Consider the following 18,452-nt stretch of genomic DNA (forward strand, 5'->3'; position numbering starts at 1 on the left):
TCATTTTAAATGCTTTAAACATATTGACATCGTTTTTCGGTTTATTTATAATTCTAAACGGTAATTTGAAATTTGCTAAGCTTGGCAGAGCATTAGCATAGAGGACTATTTGTTGCAGAAAGTAGTAAGACGAACTCTTTATACTTCAACTGCACTTATATCCTCTTCTTCCACTGTGGTTTTCACATAGTCTATCATTATGATAGTTTCTTCATTCTCATGATTGATCGTAATGTTACTATAATCCTTTTTAAGATCTGCTACTCGTACAGTCCGACCGATTTCAAAATCAGTGATATCAATTTCAATATTTTCAGGGATATCATTTGCTTTAGCAGTTATATTCAATTCGTGAAGAAATTGTTTCACTACTCCCCCGGCTTTCTCGCCATTCGATGTTCCCTTTAGAATGACACTCACTTTCGTGTCGATTTCAGTGTTCTGATTAACTTGAAGGAAGTCTACATGAAGTACTTCTTTTGTTATTGCTTTATTTTGATAATCTCTTAGAATAACATTTGTGGATTTTCCATCAAGATTAAGAGACATTATGCCATTTCTACCAACAGCTTTTATCACTTTTAGTAAATCTGCGTTTTTAATTGAAATAGATTTTGTTTTAATCTCCCTACCATAAACAACTGCAGGTATCTCTCCATTATTTTTTAATTTCCTCAAAGAGCCTTTTTTAAAGTCTTTTCTTTCTTGAGCTACTAACGTATTCATTTTACTTCCACCTTTCTTTTCATTTGAATCTTAGACTTTCATTTTTATAGAAATGTCTAAAAACACCTTACAATTCAAGTATAGCTTATCAATTCTTTTATTTCATTGAAAAGGCCCCGAGGGAATAGGACTGTTGATTTTAGATTAGCAGTTACACCGTCTTACCATCACACTTTACCGCTTTAAAACAGCATTATTAAAAAATTTTTGTTTTAATTCCGAGTATTCTGATGTACAATTAACAACATGGACTTTTTTGAGTTTTAAGAATATAAAAATTTTAAGAAGGGTTGGGCATCATGATTTCTTTATCCACGATTAACGTTACATTTGAAACTAGCTCTCAGTCGGTAACAGCCGTTCAGGATGTCAATTTGCAGGTTGATGCTGGTGATGTTTATGGCATTGTAGGCTACAGCGGGGCCGGGAAGAGTACCCTGGTTCGCGTCATTAACCTGCTGCAACGACCTACATCGGGAAGCGTAAAAGTAAACGGTCAAGATTTGCTCTCCTTGAATCCCAAAGAGCTGCGCGTGGCCAGAAAGAAGATCGGGATGATCTTCCAACATTTTAACCTGATGAGTTCTAGAACGATCTTTGACAATGTAGACTACCCTTTAAAAAGCTCCAAGCTTTCCAAGCGTGAAAGAGCCCAGAAGGTTATGGATTTGCTTGAGTTGGTAGGTTTATCGGATAAACGGGATGCTTATCCCTCTCAATTGTCAGGTGGGCAGAAGCAGAGGGTAGCCATTGCCAGAGCGCTGGCGAATGACCCGGAAATACTCTTATGCGATGAAGCAACCAGTGCGCTGGATCCCAAAACAACGCTATCCATCCTGAAATTGTTGAAGAAGCTGAATCAAGACCTCGGCCTAACGATCGTTATTATTACGCATGAAATGCAAGTGGTGAAAGAAATATGCAACAAGGTGGCAGTGATGGAGGCGGGCCGGATCATCGAGCAAGGCGATATCGTCTCCATCTTCAGCAGTCCGCAAAATGCATTAACCCGTGATTTCATCAATACGGCGACACATATTGATCAAACGTTGGAAAAGCTCGCGCTGCATCCGTCATTGGTTCATCTGAAGGATAACGATATCTTGTGCAAGATTTCTTTTATTGGCGATAATACCAGCGAGCCGATCATTTCGGCGCTTTCCGCCAGGTATAGGGTGACGACCAATCTGTTATTCGCTAATGTGGAAATTTTACAGCAGACACCGATCGGCTTCCTGATCGTGGTTATGTCGGGTACCTCCAGCGATCTGGATGCAGCACTAAAGTATTTGCAGTCAATTCAGGTGGAGGTTGAATTGATCGATTCCCGTCTTTTGCAGAACAGTAAAGGAGGTGAACCAGTATGAGCGATTTCTTTATAAAATATTTTCCGAATATATGGAATTTGAGAGAGGATATCCTCTTGAGCACATATGAAACGATTTATATGGTGGCCGTGACCTCGTTATTTTCCGTATTATTCGGCCTTTTGTTTGGCATTATCCTAGTTGTCGTGGATAAAGGAGGGATTCTGGAGAACAGGCTGATTTATAGTGTCGTGGAAAAAATCATAAACCTGTTCAGATCGATTCCGTTTATCATTCTCATCGCTGTTGTCGTTCCTGTTACCCGTTTAATCGTAGGGACATCGATTGGCATGCATGCAGCTATCGTCCCTTTGGTCATCGGAATAGTACCTTTCTATGCCAGACAAATACAAAATGCGCTGGTAGAAGTAGATTCTGGGATTATTGAAGCGGCTCAATCCATGGGTTCGGGGCCAATCGAGATTATTTTCCGTGTTTATTTGAAAGAGGGAATGGCTGGCATCATCCGCGCTTCTTCGGTTACGGTCATTAATCTGATCGGGCTGACGACTATGGCAGGTGCCATTGGCTCGGGAGGATTAGGCAGTCTGGCGATTAATCAGGGGTATAACCGATTCCAGACGGACATTACAATTGTAGCAACGATTTTGATCCTGATTCTGGTGTTTGTATGCCAATTCATCGGTGACTATTTCACCAAGAAGTCAACGCATTAACAACAAGCTCCTATCGATTTATACAGTATGCCGCTTTCGGGTGCGTACTGAAATAAATATACAATATTATAGAAAAAGGACTGAAGTACAATGGCAAAAGTAGAAAGCTTCCAATTGGACCATACGATCGTAAAGGCTCCTTACGTCAGAGCAGCGGGAGTCGAGCACGATGAGAAAGGCAGTACAGTGCAAAAATATGATCTGCGCTTCCTGCAACCGAATCAAGATGCGATTCCGACGGCTGCGCTTCATACACTTGAACATTTGTTGGCGACATATATGAGAGATGAGATTCAAGGCATCATCGATATATCACCTATGGGATGCAGAACAGGATATTACCTGATTCTCTGGAACGAGCATAATCCGGAAGAAATCGCATCCGCATTGGAAAGAACGTTGAAGCGTGTGCTGGAAACGACGGAGGTTCCGGCCGTATCCGCGTTGGAATGCGGCAATTACAAGGATCATTCGCTGTTCTCCGCACAAGAATACGCGAAGATTGTACTAAACGCCGGAATTAGCAGAGATCCATTCGAAAGGGTATTGTAATTGACATAATTACGCTTGATTTATCGCAACTTACGGCAGATGTAAGCGGCGGCATGACGATGCATTAGGGCAATAATATTTCAGTTAGTCTAGGGAGAGAAAACATATGAATATAAAAAAATTATTGGGCGGATTTGCGATTGGATTGACATTGACACTGTTGATAGCTGGCTGCGGGAGCAAGACATCGAGCGACGGCCAGACAATCGTCATTGGTTCAATGGGTTCTGACGCCCAGATTTGGAAGCATATCGCGAAGTCTCAGGCGGCCAAGGATGCCAACCTCACTATCGAAGTCAAAGAGATCAATGGCGGTGTTGTAACGAATAACGCAACCAAAGAGGGAGAAGTTGACGTAAACGCCTTCCAATCTTGGGGTTACTTGGTCAGCTACAATAAAGACAGCAATGCCAACCTTGTAGCGGTAGCGACGACTTACCTTGAACCAATGGGAATTTATTCGCAGAAGATCAAGGATATAAAAGACGTTCCGGACGGCGCGCTCGTTGCCTTAGCTGATAACCCGGCCAATACATCCAGAGGATTAAAATTATTGCAAGCGTCCGGACTGATCAAGTTAAAGGACAGCTTCGATGAAGGCGTAGGTTCGGTGAGCGATATCGCAGAGAATCCTAAAAACCTAAAATTCAAATTGATCGACGACACGACTGGTCCGCGGGTGATACAAGACGTGGATCTCGTATTGATTGGTAATACGATTGCGATGGAAGGCGGACTTAACGTATTGAAGGACTCCATATTCCATGAGGAAGTTTCCGTAGATACAAAAAGCAGCATCAACGTGCTTGTAACCACCTCAGATAAAAAGGACGATCCTGGCATCTTGAAATTAGGTGAATTGTATCATAATGACGATACCCAAAAATATATAGAAAAAGAATTCGGCGGCTCGAAAGTGCCTGTAAATAAGCCAATTTCATTCCTGGAAGAATAGAGAGGCTCTGATGATGAGAATCGCAATTATTACGGCGATGGAGGAGGAAATGGCTCCTTTTCGCATTGAATCACGAATTACGGCACGGTCACAGGTAGGCAAGGTGATCGTTGAAGAAGCAATCTATCGTGACCAGTCTCTGATTCTAGTAGAAAGTGGGATCGGCAAGGTCAATGCAGCTGTCGCAGTTACGCTGCTGATCGAACGATATAAACCGGATTTAATCATCAATGTAGGTTCGTCGGGTGCATTTGCCGAGGGATTAAAGGTGGGCGACGTCGTTGTCGCTACGCAATATAGGTATGGCGATGTCGATGCCACTTGCTTTGGTTATGAGCATGGCCAGGTTCCGCAAATGCCGGCGAAATATGATCTAGACGAGAACTGGCTAGATGTAGCAAGACAAGCTGCTGCCGTAGCAGATGATCTTCCGTATTCACTTGATTTCGGATTAATTCTGACGCTAGATTCCTTCATGAGCGAATCCGATCGAGTCGAATGGATTAAATCGACTTTTCCTTCCGTTAAGGTATCAGATATGGAGGGACTTGCCATCGTGCAAGCTGCTGCCCAATATGGGATTCCGGTGTTAGCCATCAAGACGGTATCGGATATTGCCGGCCATGGCGGAGATACAGCTGATAGCTTCGATGAAAATCTGGATGGCGTTGCCAAGCATGCTGCGCACTTTACTGATCTGCTGGTTCAGCAGATTCTATCGAGCGCCGTGTAGCTAAATGAAGGCGTCCCTCGCGGAAAACATACGCTAAGAAAATTTCGACATCAACAAAGCCGATGATTCCCCATGCTAAGGAATCATCGGCTTTAATTTTTCGATTCTAAGAAAAATCTCTCAATCTAATTCATACATAATTCTATCTATTCCCCATCATTCCGCTATTACTTAAACGTTTGATTGAAATGAACCTTATCCCACTCCAATCACGAACTTTTCCTTCCTACAGCCTAAAAATAATGCCTGGACGCTGGTCAATAAAAGTTTGAAGTAACTAGGGCCTGACCCCAAAGGCATTGCTAAATCACAAGAAAATCAGACCATTCGTACTTATTTTTGAGAAGATGTCGATTTTTACTGTCGGTTAATGACAGAAACTTATAATTACTATTTTTGTAAAAAACTAGTAAAATAGACCTGTTGGATATAAATACCAAAAGGGAGGAGAAGAAATTGAAATTAAAAAAGATTTATAGTTTTTTGCTTTTATCCCTCGTGATCATGCTAACAGGAGGTTTTACAGCACATGCAGAGACACCTTATGACTCCGCAAAAGCAAATTTTGAAAAAGTAAAAACGCATAGTGTTCAAGGCGAAAAAAGCGAGGGTTTTGGAAATTCGAGGATTAACAAACTAGTAAAATCTCAAGTGGCCGCTCAAAAGGGGTTTACAACAAAGGCATTAGATGGATCTACTTTTTATGAGATGGAGCCAAATGACTATAATTACAATGCAAACATATTAAACAGAGGGGATATTGTTTTAGGAACCTTTTCCCAATTTGATATTGATGTCTTTCGAATTGTCATCCCTCAACCTAGTAAAATTGTTATTGCTGGCGTTATGGATTCTTCTTCATGGTCTGACATTGGCTTTATTCTTGAAGATGCAAGTGGAAACCTTATTTATCCAGAGGATATGATAGTAGATGACCATGAAATGTCTCAGCTACATAATCTTGCTGCAGGGGTTTATTACATTAAAGCACTTAATATAGGGGAAATGGTTACAAATGATCTTTATGCTCTCGCTTGGGATTACTTCGAGCCGTCAACGCCTCAAGATACTACACCACCTGCTGCTCCAACCATTGATCGAGTAGATACTAATACTACAATTATCACAGGAACAGCAGAGCCAGGTTCCACTGTTGAAGTGGAAGCTACAGGAGCTACAGGATTTCATGCTATGACCGTAGCTGATTCAAAAGGTAAATATTATCTCAATATTGATTACCCTCTTCCTGTAGGAGCACGCATTACCGTGACTGCTGTTGATGCAGCTGGCAACAGAAGTGTTACAAGTTATACTACTGTAGTCAATGTTCCTGTCAAAAACGGATGGGTATCGGAAAATAATAAGTGGTATTTTTATGTAAACGGCAATAAAAAAATAGGTTGGCTTAAACAAGGAACTACTTGGTACTTCCTTAGCTATCAGACAGGGACTATGGCAACAGGGTGGATTTTTGATGGAGGAAAATGGTATTATCTTCAACCAAGTGGCGCGATGAAAACAGGGTGGCTATTTGATGGTGGCAAATGGTACTATCTAGCTTCGAGTGGAGATATGAAAACTGGCTGGCTATTTGATGGTGGCTCCTGGTATTACTTAGCCAATAGCGGGGCTATGCAAACAGGATGGGTTCTTTCAAATGGCAAATGGTACTACTTGTATAGCAATGGGAAAATGGCACATAGCACGAAGATAGGCACCTATAAATTAGGTCGCGACGGAGCCTGGATTCGATAATGAACAGAAGGAGTGTTTTAGTGGAACACTCCTTTTTATTAAGGCCCCATACCCCTACAATCCTGAATTCCATATTCGGATCGCTGTCATACATTCGAAGTTCTTTCTTCATCTATGTGGATGGGGATGAAGAAATTGAAGAAAAAAAAGAAATCAAAGCAGTTCTACCTAAAGTATGGCTGCTTTGATTTTTTATTGAAAAAACAATTCATTTTAAATGCTTTAAACGTATTGACATCGTTTTTCGGTTTATTTATAATTCTAAACGGTAATTTGAAATTTGCTAAGCTTTGCAGAGCATTAGCATAGAGGACTATTTGTTGCAGAAAGTAGTAAGACGAACTCTTTACACTTCAACTGCACTGATATCCTCTTCTTCTACTGTGGTTTTCACATAATCTATCATTAAGATTGTTTCTTCATTCTCATGATTGATCGTAATGTTACTATAATCCTTTTTAAGATCTGCTACTCGTACAGTCCGACCGATTTCAAAATCAGTGATATCAATTTCAATCGTATCAGGGAGATCATTTGCTTTAGCAGTTATATTCAATTCATGAAGAAATTGATTCACTGCTCCCCCGGCTTTCTCGCCATTCGATATTCCCTTTAGAATGACACTCACTTTCGTGTTGATTTCAGTGTGCTGGTTAACTTGAAGGAAGTCTACATGAAGTACTTCTTTTGTTATAGCAACATTTTGGTAATCTCTTAAAATAACATTGGTTGATTTTCCATCAAGATTAAGATTGATGATCCCATTTCTCCCAACAGCTTTGATCACTTTTAGTAAATCTGCGCTTTTAATAGAAATAGATTTTGTTTTCATCTCCCTGCCATAAACAACTGCAGGAATCTCTCCATTACTTTTCAATTTCCTCAAAGAACCTTTTTTCAAGTCTTTTCTTTCTTGAGCTACTAACGCATTCATTTTACTTCCACCTTTCTTTTTATTGATCTTAGACTTTCATTTTTATAGAAATATCTAAAAATCACCTACCATTCAAGTATAGCTTATCAATTCTATTATTTCATGGAAAAGGCCCCTTCAAAAATGTCAATGTGGTCTGCTCTAGCAGAGTGGGGGGCTAAGCCCGTAGCCCAGATATCACCCCCTCCCCGAAAAGGAATAAGAGCGACAACCAACCACCCTAACAATATTCAGTAAAAACCTATCAATCTTCGATAAAATTCGGGTGGTGACAGACACCGGTATTCATTTACACGCCCTCTTTTGCTCTTCTCATATTATGGGAATTATAGTAGCCAATCATTCTGGTTCTTTGTACAACCATTATCTTCCCTAAAACAGGTGCACATATTAGGTAGAAAAAAAAGTTCCCACCAGCATGCATGGTATCGAACCATAGCCCCGCTAAGTAGTAAGATAAAAAGCCACTCAATCCTCCATAAATAAATGCATGTTGTGAAATGATAAAGCCAAAGATATATCCACATAATGCCGAGTAGCACGCTGTCACTATTAATGGCGTTCGTCTTAGGATTGGTGCTAGGAAATAGGTAAGAGTTGCAACGAACCCCCACGCAATAATCTGACCTAACGACCATATCCCCCATCCTAATATCATATTGGACACACAAACGGTTAAGACAGTTACAATGGTTCCGAATCTCCAACCACATATCAAAACAGTAAGAATAATAATAGATGTTACGGGCTTTATATTCGGTAGAAACTGTAAATACACTCTTGATATTACATTGATACCCACGAGGACAGCAATGATTGCTATCCCCTGTGGTGATGTTATCAAACCTCTAGGTAGTTTAACGACCTTTCTTAACTCTCTTTGTAAATCCACTCAATTACATCCCCTTCTTTTATATCAAAGGCACCAGAGGACACATTAGGTGTAACACCATTGACGCTAAAGATCCAACCACTTGTAGCACCTTTGTCCTTCTCCATTTGACCGTTGATCCCTTGTACATAAAGGAATCTGCCAGAACCCATGTAATCAAGGTAAATTTTCTTTAGGTCGGCAAGGTCTTCCAGGGCACTAAAGGCAGTCGAACCCTCTTTAAACTGTAACTCGGTCTTACTAATTGAGTAACCGTCGTAACCCTTAACAGATATATTAACAACCTTACGCTTAGGCTCTTCTATTTTAGAAGTAGAGTTGGATGTTGTCTGAGCACTGTTATTGGTGCTTGCAGGGGTTGAGCTTTCATTAGACTTAGAAGAGTTGGTCTCTGCAGTAGGAGTTGCGGTCTCTGTCTTCGTAGTCTGTGAGTTAGTAGATTGAGTGGCAGCAGGTGCACTATCTTGAGCACTCAATTCCTTATGATCTTTATTAGACTCTTCATTCTTCTGCTCATTTTTTACTTGCGGGACTTGCTCTGTTACAGTAGTTACGGTCTTCTTTGGTGTTTCTAAAGATAGAACTCCGAAGACTAGTCCAATTATGATAACAATGATTGCTGATATGTCGAGAGCTTTAGTCTTCCAATTCATTTTAAGCACCTAGGAACTTTCTTCTTAAAAATAATCCTATCGAGCCTAGAGCAACACTTCCCGCACCAACTCCTAAGTTTTTAAGGTCTACACTCCACCCGGTCGTTTCTTCCTTAACTTCTGTTACCACAGGTTTAGTTGATGACTCTGATGCTGTGGTTTTACCATCTGGAGTCTGTTGAATAACGATTATTTGCGGCTGTGAGCTAGTCGTAGAACCAGAGGTTTTTGTGGTGCTTGTTGTATTGTTATTAGTAATTACCTCTTTTATTGTTTCTTTTACTGACTCACTTACTGGTAAGTTAGAAACATCACCATTAGTCGGTAAAGTGATTGTAATGGAATTGTTATTTTGGTTATCAATAACAACATTACTTTCATGACTTCCATCTGACGGCTCAGTAGGAGTAGGTTTTTCCTCTGTTGGAGTTTGCTCCTCTACTTTTCGGAAGTCGAACTGGTACAGAGTATCTCCTTTTGTGAAGGCATTATAAGCTACTAAACCTTGGTAAACCTGTTCTGTTGCGAAGGCATTGCCTACAGTTTCTGTAGATTTCCATTTAAATAAACCATCACCCGTACGGTATGATAGTAAATGGGTTACAGGGTTTTTACCTCTAACTGAGAAATCGCCACTTGTAGGGTCTATACCTACTGATGATAAACCAATTACTATTTGGGCAGTAGACATTGAATTAACACCGTAGTTATCGAAACCACCATCATCTTTCATCTGTGTCTCTAAATAATCTACAGCTTTATCAACTGCCGCATCTACATCTTTATTATCCATATGTTCAGCTAATGAAGTAAGAACCATACCAGTTGTATCAATATCTGGCTTTGAAGTTGGCCCGCCAAAGCCCCAAGCACCCGTTGTTTCATTGTCAGCTGCTAATATCTTAGTTAGCAAATTTTCACGAGAATATGGTGCTTCTGGAGGTACTGGATAATCAGCTGTATCTAAAGCAATAAGTGCATACGCATAGCCTGTTAATGAAGTAGGGTTAGTTTGCTCATATAACTTCTTCACTAAGTTCTGACCTTCAATATTCGTAGGGTCCGCACCAACTGCACGTAAAGCAATAATAGTTTTTGATAGTTCATTCCCTACTAGGTTTTTAGAAGTGATTCTAGCTTTTAACTTTGCGAGATAGACATCTTTATCAGCTTGTGTAAGCTTACCTTCCTTCGATAGAGCCGCTGCTACGAAGTCAGAACTTAACTCAGCAGTCTTGTACCTTGCACTTGTTAGGTCAATGTCACTGCCTACGTTGGCAGCGGCTAATGTGTTGAATGGAATAGCTAGTGCTAAAGCTCCTGTTAATATCATTGCTTTTGTCTTTGTTGCCTTCATTCCTCTTCTCCCTTTTCTCTTTTTTCTTCCTAAGTAAAAATCCCCCTGCCAAAATGGCAGAGGGATACCTGATACAATTATTATGTACCAAGTCGTCCTTTACCTCGAAGGTTATCGACTTAATGAAATGATGTAAGCGTATCTGGCTCTGACTAGTTGAGATCGTAACTAGTCGTCACAGTTGCGGGGACAGCTCCAGATTTACACTGGATTCCGCTTCACATCTTTCGTTTATAAATGCAAATTTTATTATAGCAAATTCTATCGAGAAAAAGGTTGAAAAAATTCAAATAAAATGTAAACATATTTTTTGATCCTTTACATTTTATAAAGGAAAGACCTAAGCCCAAATTATAAAAAACAAGCGTTCCGTAAAGGTACGCATCACAAATAGCCGTATATCCTGATATTTTCAATCGAATTTCGGCTTATTTCATCGCAATAGCTCACTTTTTTAAGGAAATATGGGTATTTCCCAATTTAAACGGAATTTTTCCGTTTATTTTTCAAACACAGTGAAACCAACATTCTATTCAGCTATAACATTCCCAAATAGACAAATGAATGACACGTCGCTTATCCCGTAGAAATGGACCTTAAAAATAAATAACCCCATCCAAATATCTGGATAGGGTTAACATAAAAATTGATAAAGGCACCTCGCCATACATTAAACTACCAATTGTACAAACTTACATCTTTACGAACAAGGTTGCCGAATGGATCATCGAAAACCGCCAATCTGACTTAACCGATGTGATGAATGAAATGGAAAGGAAGCACAAGAACCGTCGATCCGCGAGCCGTCCCCAGCTTACAATGTCACACCCTTTTTAAAAATTGCCATCTCTCTAAAATCATTTTTCTCGTTATTGACGAATTCGCCGCTTGCCACCTTAATGATGTACGCAATAAACTCTCGTAAGACGGCATCTGATTCCTTCTCAAGCAGGACTCCTGCATTAAAATCAATCCAGTGTGGCTTCGCTTCGTAAATCGGGGTATTCGTTGAAATTTTCATGGTTGGGACAAACGAGCCAAACGGCGTTCCGCGTCCGGTTGTAAATAAAACCAACTGGCACCCTGCCGCAGCTAAGGCGGAGGAGGCCACAAGATCATTACCGGGTGCGCTTAACAAATTGAGTCCCTTTTGTGTTAAGCGCTCACCGTATTTCAGGACATCGGTTACCGTGGATGTCCCTGCTTTTTGCGTACAGCCAAGGGACTTATCCTCCAAGGTGGTAATTCCCCCTGCTTTGTTTCCTGGGGATGGATTTTCATAGACAGGTTGTTTATTTTCAATGAAGTACGCTTTGAAATCATTAATGAGATCGACTGTCTTTTCAAACACTTTCCCATCTACTGCCCGCTCCATTAGGATTGTTTCCGCACCGAACATTTCCGGCACCTCAGTCAGAACAGTGGTCCCCCCTTGGGCAACCAAGAAATCTGAGAATCTTCCGAGCAGAGGGTTAGCTGTAATACCTGAAAATCCATCCGAGCCGCCGCATTTCAAACCTACTTTTAGCTCCGTTAACGGTACCTGTTCCCGCTTGTCGTCTTTTGCCTGGACATAGAGTTCCTTTAGAAGCTCAACACCTGCTTCGATTTCATCGGATACTTCCTGCGAGACTAAGAACTTCACACGTTCTTCATCAAACTCTCCTAAGCTTTCCTTCAATTCATATAGATTGTTATTCTCACAGCCAAGCCCCAGCACGAGAACACCTCCTGCATTCGGATGCAGAACGGTATCGCGTAATATATTTCGTGTATTTTCATGGTCGTCGCCTAATTGCGAACAGCCATAATTATGCCTTAGTACTAATACATTTTCGAACGGAGCGATATCCCCTACTTCTTTTTCAAAAAGCTTGAGCATTCTTTCCGCCACACCGTTCACACACCCAACAGTGGGAACGATCCACAACTCGTTGCGAATCCCTACATCGCCGTTCTTCCTTTTGAATCCATTAAATGTGAGATTCTCATGTTTATATGAAATCGTGTTAGGCGTCGGCAGATATTCATACTCCTGAATTCCATCTAAATTCGTTTTTGTATTATGAGTATGAACATGCTGGCCCACGAAAATATCCTCCACCGCATGCCCAATGGGGTAGCCATACTTAACCACATGCTCTCCCCCTGCAATCGGTTTGACAGCAATTTTATGTCCTCTTGGCACATCACATTTAAGTTCGATGACCTCTTCACCAACGGTAAAGGTTTGACCCGATCTGAAATCCTTAAGCGCTACAACTACATTATCAATATCGTGAATTTGGATGATATCCAACACTACAATTCCCCCCGAATGCTGGCTATTTTTTTCCCTAAAATAGCTTCGACCGCCTGCTTCATTCCCACTGTCTCTATTTCATATAAATCCCTTGTAACAGCAGCAGTTAATCCAGGGATCTCATTTAAATCCTGTTCCCACAGTTTTTCGTAACCTAGTAAGCTTGTAACAATCGCCATCACGCTCTCGCTGGTCCCATTGTATTGGCTCCATTGCTTGCTGAACAAATTCAGGACATCCGGATCATCCGCTAGCTGAATGGTCTCCTCTCCTCTTTTCCCTTTATAGAAGGAAATCAGTGCGGCAAGTGAGAAAACAAGCTTCCTTGGCAGTTCCTGTGTCCGATTGTAAAATGCGAGTAATGAGGGAAGATTTCTTGTCTTGAACTTAGACAGCGAATTAAGTGAAATGCTTAATAAGAAATGCTGCATATAAGGATTCCTGAATCTTTCTACCACAGCATCAGCAAAGGATCGTAATTCATCCGGAGGCAGATCTAATGTCGGAATAATTTCATCGTAAATGAGCCCTTTAACAAATTCCCCTGCCACCTCATGGTCAATCGCCTCCGCTACCGTGTCTAAACCATATAGGTAGGAAACCGGTGTCATCGCTGTATGAGCACCATTTAAAATGCGAACCTTTCTTGTTCGGTAGGGAGTCATGTCATCGACAAACAGAGTATGTAACCCTGCTAAATGGGCAGGAAATTCCTGACGAATCCATTTCGGCCCCTCTATGACAAAGAGATGATAATGTTCGGCCACCACCACAAACGGATCATGATAACCCAACTCCTCCGTTACTTCCTCAATCGTCTCTCGCGGGAATCCTGATACAATTCGATCGACCAGGGTATTGCAGAAGGTATTGGCCTCATGAATCCACTGGGCAAACTCTTCACCAAGATGCCAAAGCCCTGCATACTTTAGGATGATTTCCTTTAATCTTTCCCCATTCCGCTCGATCAGCTCACAGGGGATGATGATCATGCCTTTTTCCTTGTCTCCTTGAAAGGCTTGATAACGCTGATAAAGGAACGCGGTTAATTTTCCCGGAAAGCTCTTTTGCGGGCGGTCTTCTAAACGATCCTCTTCGTGAAAGGCGATCCCAGCTTCCGTTGTATTGGAAAAAACAAACCGGAGAATCGGACTCATAGCCAGTTCTAGATAGTCATGATAGTGTGTAAACAAATTGATTCCTCTGCTAATGCTGTTGATGATCGTATGTTCCTTAACGGGTTTCCCTTCCTTAACACCTTGCAAGTACAGGGTAAATAGACCATCCTGTGCGTTCAGCTTCTCTATCTTTTCCTGTCCGCGCGGCTGAACGACGACAACACTTCCGTTAAAAAGATCTTGCTTATTCATGACATCAATTTGCCAGTCAACAAACGCTCGCAGAAAATTCCCTTCGCCAAATTGCAGCACTTTCTCAGGGTATGCAGGGGGATTTCCCACTAACCCCTTATTTAATGGCTCCATGCTTGCCCCTCCTCATGTATTGGGCTTTTATTCAAATTGAAAATACTCTTTTGCATTGGTATAAGAGACGCTCTGAGCGATGCCCCCTAAAAACGGGATGTCATTTGGTACCTCCCCATTTTCCACCCATTCACCGATGAGTGAGCAAAATAAGCGTCTAAAATACTCATGACGTGTATAGGATAGAAAGCTCCGGGAATCTGTCAGCATCCCAATAAAGCGGGTGAATAGACCAACATTGGCCAGCGACCGCATTTGATCGAGCATGCCTGATTTATGATCATTGAACCACCACGCGGTTCCAAATTGAATTTTCCCTGGGATGCCGTCCCCCTGAAAACAACCAATCATGGCGGCAATAACTTCATTATCCGCCGGATTGAGCGAATAAATAATCGTTTTAGGCAGGGCATCTTCACTCTCTAAAGCATTCAATAATTGGGCTAATGGTTTGGCAACTTTGTCATCATTGATGGAGTCATATCCTGTATCAGATCCCAATTCCCGGAACATCCTTGTGTTATTGTTCCGTAAGGCATTGATGTGGAACTGCATCGCCCAGCCTAATTCCGCATATAGCTTCCCAAGGAACGTTAAGGTATAGCTTTTATATTTCTTTTCATCTTCGTCAGAGACCTTTTTACCCGCTAATGCCTGTTGAAAAATGCGGGCTGCTTCTTCCTTTGTTGCTTCCGCGTACATCATCGTATCGATGGCATGGTCAGAAACTCTTCCCCCAACGGAATGGAAAAAGCGAACTCTCGATTCAAGGGACTGTAAAAAGTCATCATACGATGCAATGGCTCGATCGGATACCTCTTGGAGCTTCGTTACCCACTCAAGAAAGCCATCCCGATTAATCTCAAGTCCTTTATCTGGGCGGAAGCTAGGCAATACCTTTACATCAAAGTCGGCTTCTTCTGTTAATAATTGATGATATTCAAGAGAATCGACAGGATCGTCTGTTGTACACACCACTTGAACATTTGATTTTTTAATAAAGTCTCTTGCACCAAATCCGTCACTCGCAAGTAAGGCATTCACTTTTTCCCAAATGGCCGGTGCATTCTCCCTATTTAACAGCTCATGAATACCAAAGTATCTCTGGAGCTCTAAATGAGTCCAATTGTACAGCGGATTTCCAATGGTCATGGGAACGGTTTCCGCCCAAGCCAAGAACTTATCATAATCACTTGCATTGCCCGTTATAAACGATTCCTCCACACCATTCGCTCTCATGAGACGCCATTTATAGTGGTCACCTGATAACCAGATATCGGTGATGTTTTTGAATCGTTTATTTTCGTAAATCTCCTTAGGACTCAAATGGCAGTGATAATCAATGATCGGCATATCCTTGGCATATTCATGATAGAGACGGATAGAGGTCTCATTATTTAATAAAAAGTTCTCATCCATGAAGTTTTTCATTTTTCATCCATCCTTCTCTCATTTTTTTAAAACCGCCTTTGCTTTTTCGTATTGATCCAATAAATAGGCCATGCTTCCATCAATATGAGGCTCTGTCGTACTTTCCATTAATATGGTGATATACGGCTTTTTCCTCTTTACGAAATGAAATAAAACATCATAATGTAACAGTCCATGACCAACAGGAACCATCTTGACTTGATCATCCTCAATGATAAAATCCTTGGCGTGCAGAATAACCATCCTGTCGCCAAAAAGGTCAAAAGCTTCTTGAATAACGGCATCCTGATGTTGATAATTATCGCGGGAAATAAAGTTGGCTGGGTCATAGATGACTTGGAGATTGTTCGAAGGGATCAAATCAAGCAGCCGCTTCATCAGTAAGGGGGTATGGATCGGGTGGTTGATTCCCCCTTCAATGCCAACGATGACGCCAAATTTCTCAGCTTCTTGAACAAGCTCCTTCACACTTTCGACTACTTCAAGAAAGGGTTGTTCCTGATAGTTCTCTTCCGTGTAAACCATCTCCGCCCTTACGTTTCCGGTTTCTGTTCCGACAATACTGCAGCCAAAATCCCTTGCAAATCGGATATGCTCTTTGAAACGGTCCAATTCCATTCTTCTTTGCGTGAGGTCTGGATGAATCATATTGATGTAGCAGCCCAGGACTGCAATGTGCAAATCTCTCCTTTTGAAAATACTTCCAATGGTGTGGGCAAAACCAGGACTTAAACTTCCTAACTCAGAATTGACATCCGTTAAGGATTTTTTCAGTGCCAATTGAACAGACGTGAGTCCTTTTTTGGCAACCACATCTGCTACTTCCTCTAGGGATGGGTTTTGAATATCGTGTGCTCTAATGCCAATATTCGCGATCATAAGTGCACCTCCATCTAGGTTTTGTTTTAGAAAAGCCGCATCACTATCACAGCGATACGGCTTTCATTCGGTTTTATCTATCTAGCTAGCCAGCCACCGTCGACTGCTAGGATATGACCGTTCATATAATCCGACGCTTGGCTTGCCAGGAATACGACAACACCCATTAAGTCCGCTGGTGTGGCCCAGCGTCCGGCCGGGATCCGTGCGGTAATTTCTTTATGACGGACTTCGTCTTCCCGAATCGGTGCCGTATTCGCTGTCTCCACATACCCTGGCGCAATGGCGTTCGTTTGGATGCCATATTGGGCTAATTCATTGGCAAAGGCCCTCGTTACACCGGCAACGGCATGCTTACTAGCTGTATAGGGCGGGACGAATTTTCCTCCTTGGAAGGATAGCATCGAAGCCACATTAATGATCTTTCCGCTCTTTTGTTCCACCATCACCTTGGCGACTTCTTGACTTAAAAAGTAAACAGAATTCAAATTAAGCTCCATGACAGCATCCCAATCCTCCGCCTTATACTCAAGAAGCGGTGCCCTTCGAATCGTACCGGCATTGTTGACTAAAATATCAATCCTTCCATACGTGCTGACGCAGGCGGCCACAATATTCTTAATCGCTTCCCGGTCCGTTAAATCGGCTTGGAAGAATTCCACGCGGCGGCCTTCCGCTTCAATTAGTTCCCTTGTTTCATCCCAGTTCGTACCGTGGGTAACAACAAATAAATCGGCACCGGCTTTGGCAAGTGCAACGGCATAGCCTTGTCCTAATCCCGTATTTCCGCCTGTAACAATCGCTACCTTGCCTGCTAGTGAGAAAAAGTCTAATGAGAATTCATGTAATGATGTGCTCATTCTTTTTAAGCCTCCTCGTTCGTATTCCAGTTCTCGATTATCGCAAATCTTCCATTTTGACAAAATCCATGTCATCGTACGTAATGTTCTCTCCACACATTCCCCAAATAAAAGTGTAGTTGCTGGTTGCTGTCCCCGTATGGATGGACCAGCTTGGAGAAATGGCCGCCTGCTCATTTTTCAGGACAAGATGTCTCGTTTCATTTGGCTGTCCCATAAAGTGGAACACGCGAGTTTCCGGCTCCATATCAAAGTATAAGTACACTTCCATCCGGCGTTCATGGGTATGACACGGCATCGTGTTCCACACACTTCCAGGTGACAGCATGGTGAGTCCCATTTGAAGCTGACAGCTTTCACACACATTCGGATGCACGTACTGATAGATTTTTCTTTCATTTAATGTTCCGGGCTCCCCAGCTTCCAGCGGCTTAATGTTGTTGATATCAATTTTCACCGTTGGGTACGTATGGTGAGCAGGAGTCGAATTAATATAAAACTTGGCCGGGTTATGGGCATCCTTAGAACCAAAGAAGACTTCCTTTGTTCCTCTTCCCACGTAAAGACCGTCACGGCGTTCCATATCATACTGGACTCCATCAAGAACGACGAAGCCATCGCCGCCAATATTAATGATTCCCAGCTCACGGCGCTCAAGGAAATAATTTACCCCTAGCTCTTTATCCATTTGAATGGTTAATTCTTCTTCGGTTGGTGTGACTCCACCAAAAATCATCCGGTCCACATGTGTATACGTTAAATGGACCTGGCCTGGTTCAAATAGAGTCTCCATTAAAAAATGCTTTCGTAATTCATCTGTATTGTAGCGTTTGATCTCTTCAGGGTGGTTCGCGTAACGTGTCTCCACACTCCATTCCTCCTCTATAAAAATATC

Annotated in this window: 17 protein-coding genes and 1 riboswitch; of the genes, 6 read left to right on the forward strand and 11 right to left on the reverse strand. The window is 41.8% G+C overall.

The window, feature by feature from the left end; all coding sequences use genetic code 11:
- Positions 1–138 precede the first annotated feature (138 nt).
- Entirely contained in the window at positions 139–726 is a 588-nt protein-coding gene (locus tag FAY30_RS23945; RefSeq protein WP_149872194.1) for a 50S ribosomal protein L25, read from the reverse strand.
- A gap of 299 nt (positions 727–1,025) precedes the next feature.
- On the opposite strand from FAY30_RS23945, the gene FAY30_RS23950 reads away from it, so the two are divergent.
- The 6 genes from FAY30_RS23950 (at position 1,026) to FAY30_RS27990 (ending at position 6,765) form a co-directional block, all read left to right on the forward strand.
- Positions 1,026–2,093, forward strand: coding sequence for a methionine ABC transporter ATP-binding protein (locus FAY30_RS23950; protein WP_149872195.1), 1,068 nt, complete (start codon positions 1,026–1,028; stop codon positions 2,091–2,093).
- The gene (locus FAY30_RS23955) at positions 2,090–2,770 is read left to right on the forward strand and encodes a methionine ABC transporter permease (RefSeq protein ID WP_149872196.1); all 681 of its coding nucleotides are present in this window, start codon (positions 2,090–2,092) and stop codon (positions 2,768–2,770) included. Before FAY30_RS23950 ends, FAY30_RS23955 begins: the two co-directional genes overlap by 4 nt.
- 90 nt (positions 2,771–2,860) lie before the next feature.
- The gene (locus FAY30_RS23960; protein ID WP_149872197.1) at positions 2,861–3,322 is read left to right on the forward strand and encodes an S-ribosylhomocysteine lyase; all 462 of its coding nucleotides are present in this window, start codon (positions 2,861–2,863) and stop codon (positions 3,320–3,322) included.
- A 106-nt stretch (positions 3,323–3,428) separates the two neighbouring features.
- Positions 3,429–4,277: a MetQ/NlpA family ABC transporter substrate-binding protein gene (locus FAY30_RS23965; protein ID WP_149872198.1), complete on the forward strand. Its 849-nt coding sequence runs from the start codon at positions 3,429–3,431 to the stop codon at positions 4,275–4,277.
- A gap of 13 nt (positions 4,278–4,290) precedes the next feature.
- A complete protein-coding gene (locus tag FAY30_RS23970) occupies positions 4,291–5,010 on the forward strand; it encodes a 5'-methylthioadenosine/adenosylhomocysteine nucleosidase (protein ID WP_149872199.1) in 720 nt (239 codons plus the stop codon).
- Positions 5,011–5,466: 456 nt separating this feature from the next.
- Positions 5,467–6,765 (forward strand): N-acetylmuramoyl-L-alanine amidase family protein, encoded by a 1,299-nt coding sequence (locus tag FAY30_RS27990; protein ID WP_190284754.1) that lies wholly within the window; start codon positions 5,467–5,469, stop codon positions 6,763–6,765.
- A 346-nt stretch (positions 6,766–7,111) separates the two neighbouring features.
- Here FAY30_RS27990 and FAY30_RS23980 read toward each other — a convergent pair whose 3' ends face one another.
- From FAY30_RS23980 to kduI, 10 genes are all read right to left on the reverse strand, one after another.
- Entirely contained in the window at positions 7,112–7,699 is a 588-nt protein-coding gene (locus FAY30_RS23980) for a 50S ribosomal protein L25 (RefSeq protein WP_149872200.1), read from the reverse strand.
- A gap of 289 nt (positions 7,700–7,988) precedes the next feature.
- Complete coding sequence (locus FAY30_RS23985; protein ID WP_190284755.1) at positions 7,989–8,591, reverse strand: hypothetical protein; 603 nt, start codon at positions 8,589–8,591, stop codon at positions 7,989–7,991.
- Positions 8,570–9,244 (reverse strand): DUF4430 domain-containing protein, encoded by a 675-nt coding sequence (locus tag FAY30_RS23990; RefSeq protein ID WP_149872201.1) that lies wholly within the window; start codon positions 9,242–9,244, stop codon positions 8,570–8,572. The genes FAY30_RS23985 and FAY30_RS23990 overlap by 22 nt, the downstream gene beginning before the upstream one ends.
- A gap of 1 nt (position 9,245) precedes the next feature.
- Complete coding sequence (locus FAY30_RS23995; RefSeq protein ID WP_149872202.1) at positions 9,246–10,601, reverse strand: prenyltransferase/squalene oxidase repeat-containing protein; 1,356 nt, start codon at positions 10,599–10,601, stop codon at positions 9,246–9,248.
- Between the two features lie 115 nt (positions 10,602–10,716).
- Positions 10,717–10,861: riboswitch (cobalamin riboswitch) on the reverse strand.
- A 554-nt stretch (positions 10,862–11,415) separates the two neighbouring features.
- The gene (locus FAY30_RS24000) at positions 11,416–12,903 is read right to left on the reverse strand and encodes a UxaA family hydrolase (protein WP_149872203.1); all 1,488 of its coding nucleotides are present in this window, start codon (positions 12,901–12,903) and stop codon (positions 11,416–11,418) included.
- A complete protein-coding gene (locus tag FAY30_RS24005) occupies positions 12,903–14,387 on the reverse strand; it encodes a tagaturonate reductase (RefSeq protein ID WP_149872204.1) in 1,485 nt (494 codons plus the stop codon). The genes FAY30_RS24000 and FAY30_RS24005 overlap by 1 nt, the downstream gene beginning before the upstream one ends.
- A gap of 27 nt (positions 14,388–14,414) precedes the next feature.
- Complete coding sequence (uxaC, locus tag FAY30_RS24010) at positions 14,415–15,818, reverse strand: glucuronate isomerase (RefSeq protein WP_149872205.1); 1,404 nt, start codon at positions 15,816–15,818, stop codon at positions 14,415–14,417.
- A gap of 18 nt (positions 15,819–15,836) precedes the next feature.
- Complete coding sequence (locus FAY30_RS24015) at positions 15,837–16,697, reverse strand: sugar phosphate isomerase/epimerase family protein (RefSeq protein WP_149872206.1); 861 nt, start codon at positions 16,695–16,697, stop codon at positions 15,837–15,839.
- A gap of 77 nt (positions 16,698–16,774) precedes the next feature.
- Positions 16,775–17,557 (reverse strand): 2-dehydro-3-deoxy-D-gluconate 5-dehydrogenase KduD, encoded by a 783-nt coding sequence (gene kduD / locus FAY30_RS24020; RefSeq protein WP_149872207.1) that lies wholly within the window; start codon positions 17,555–17,557, stop codon positions 16,775–16,777.
- 37 nt (positions 17,558–17,594) lie between these two features.
- Positions 17,595–18,425, reverse strand: a complete 831-nt coding sequence (gene kduI, locus FAY30_RS24025; RefSeq protein WP_149872208.1) for a 5-dehydro-4-deoxy-D-glucuronate isomerase — start codon at positions 18,423–18,425, stop codon at positions 17,595–17,597.
- Between the last annotated feature and the right edge of the window lie 27 nt (positions 18,426–18,452).

The sequence above is a fragment of the Bacillus sp. S3 genome, from assembly GCF_005154805.1.
Lineage (GTDB): Bacteria > Bacillota > Bacilli > Bacillales > Cytobacillaceae > Neobacillus.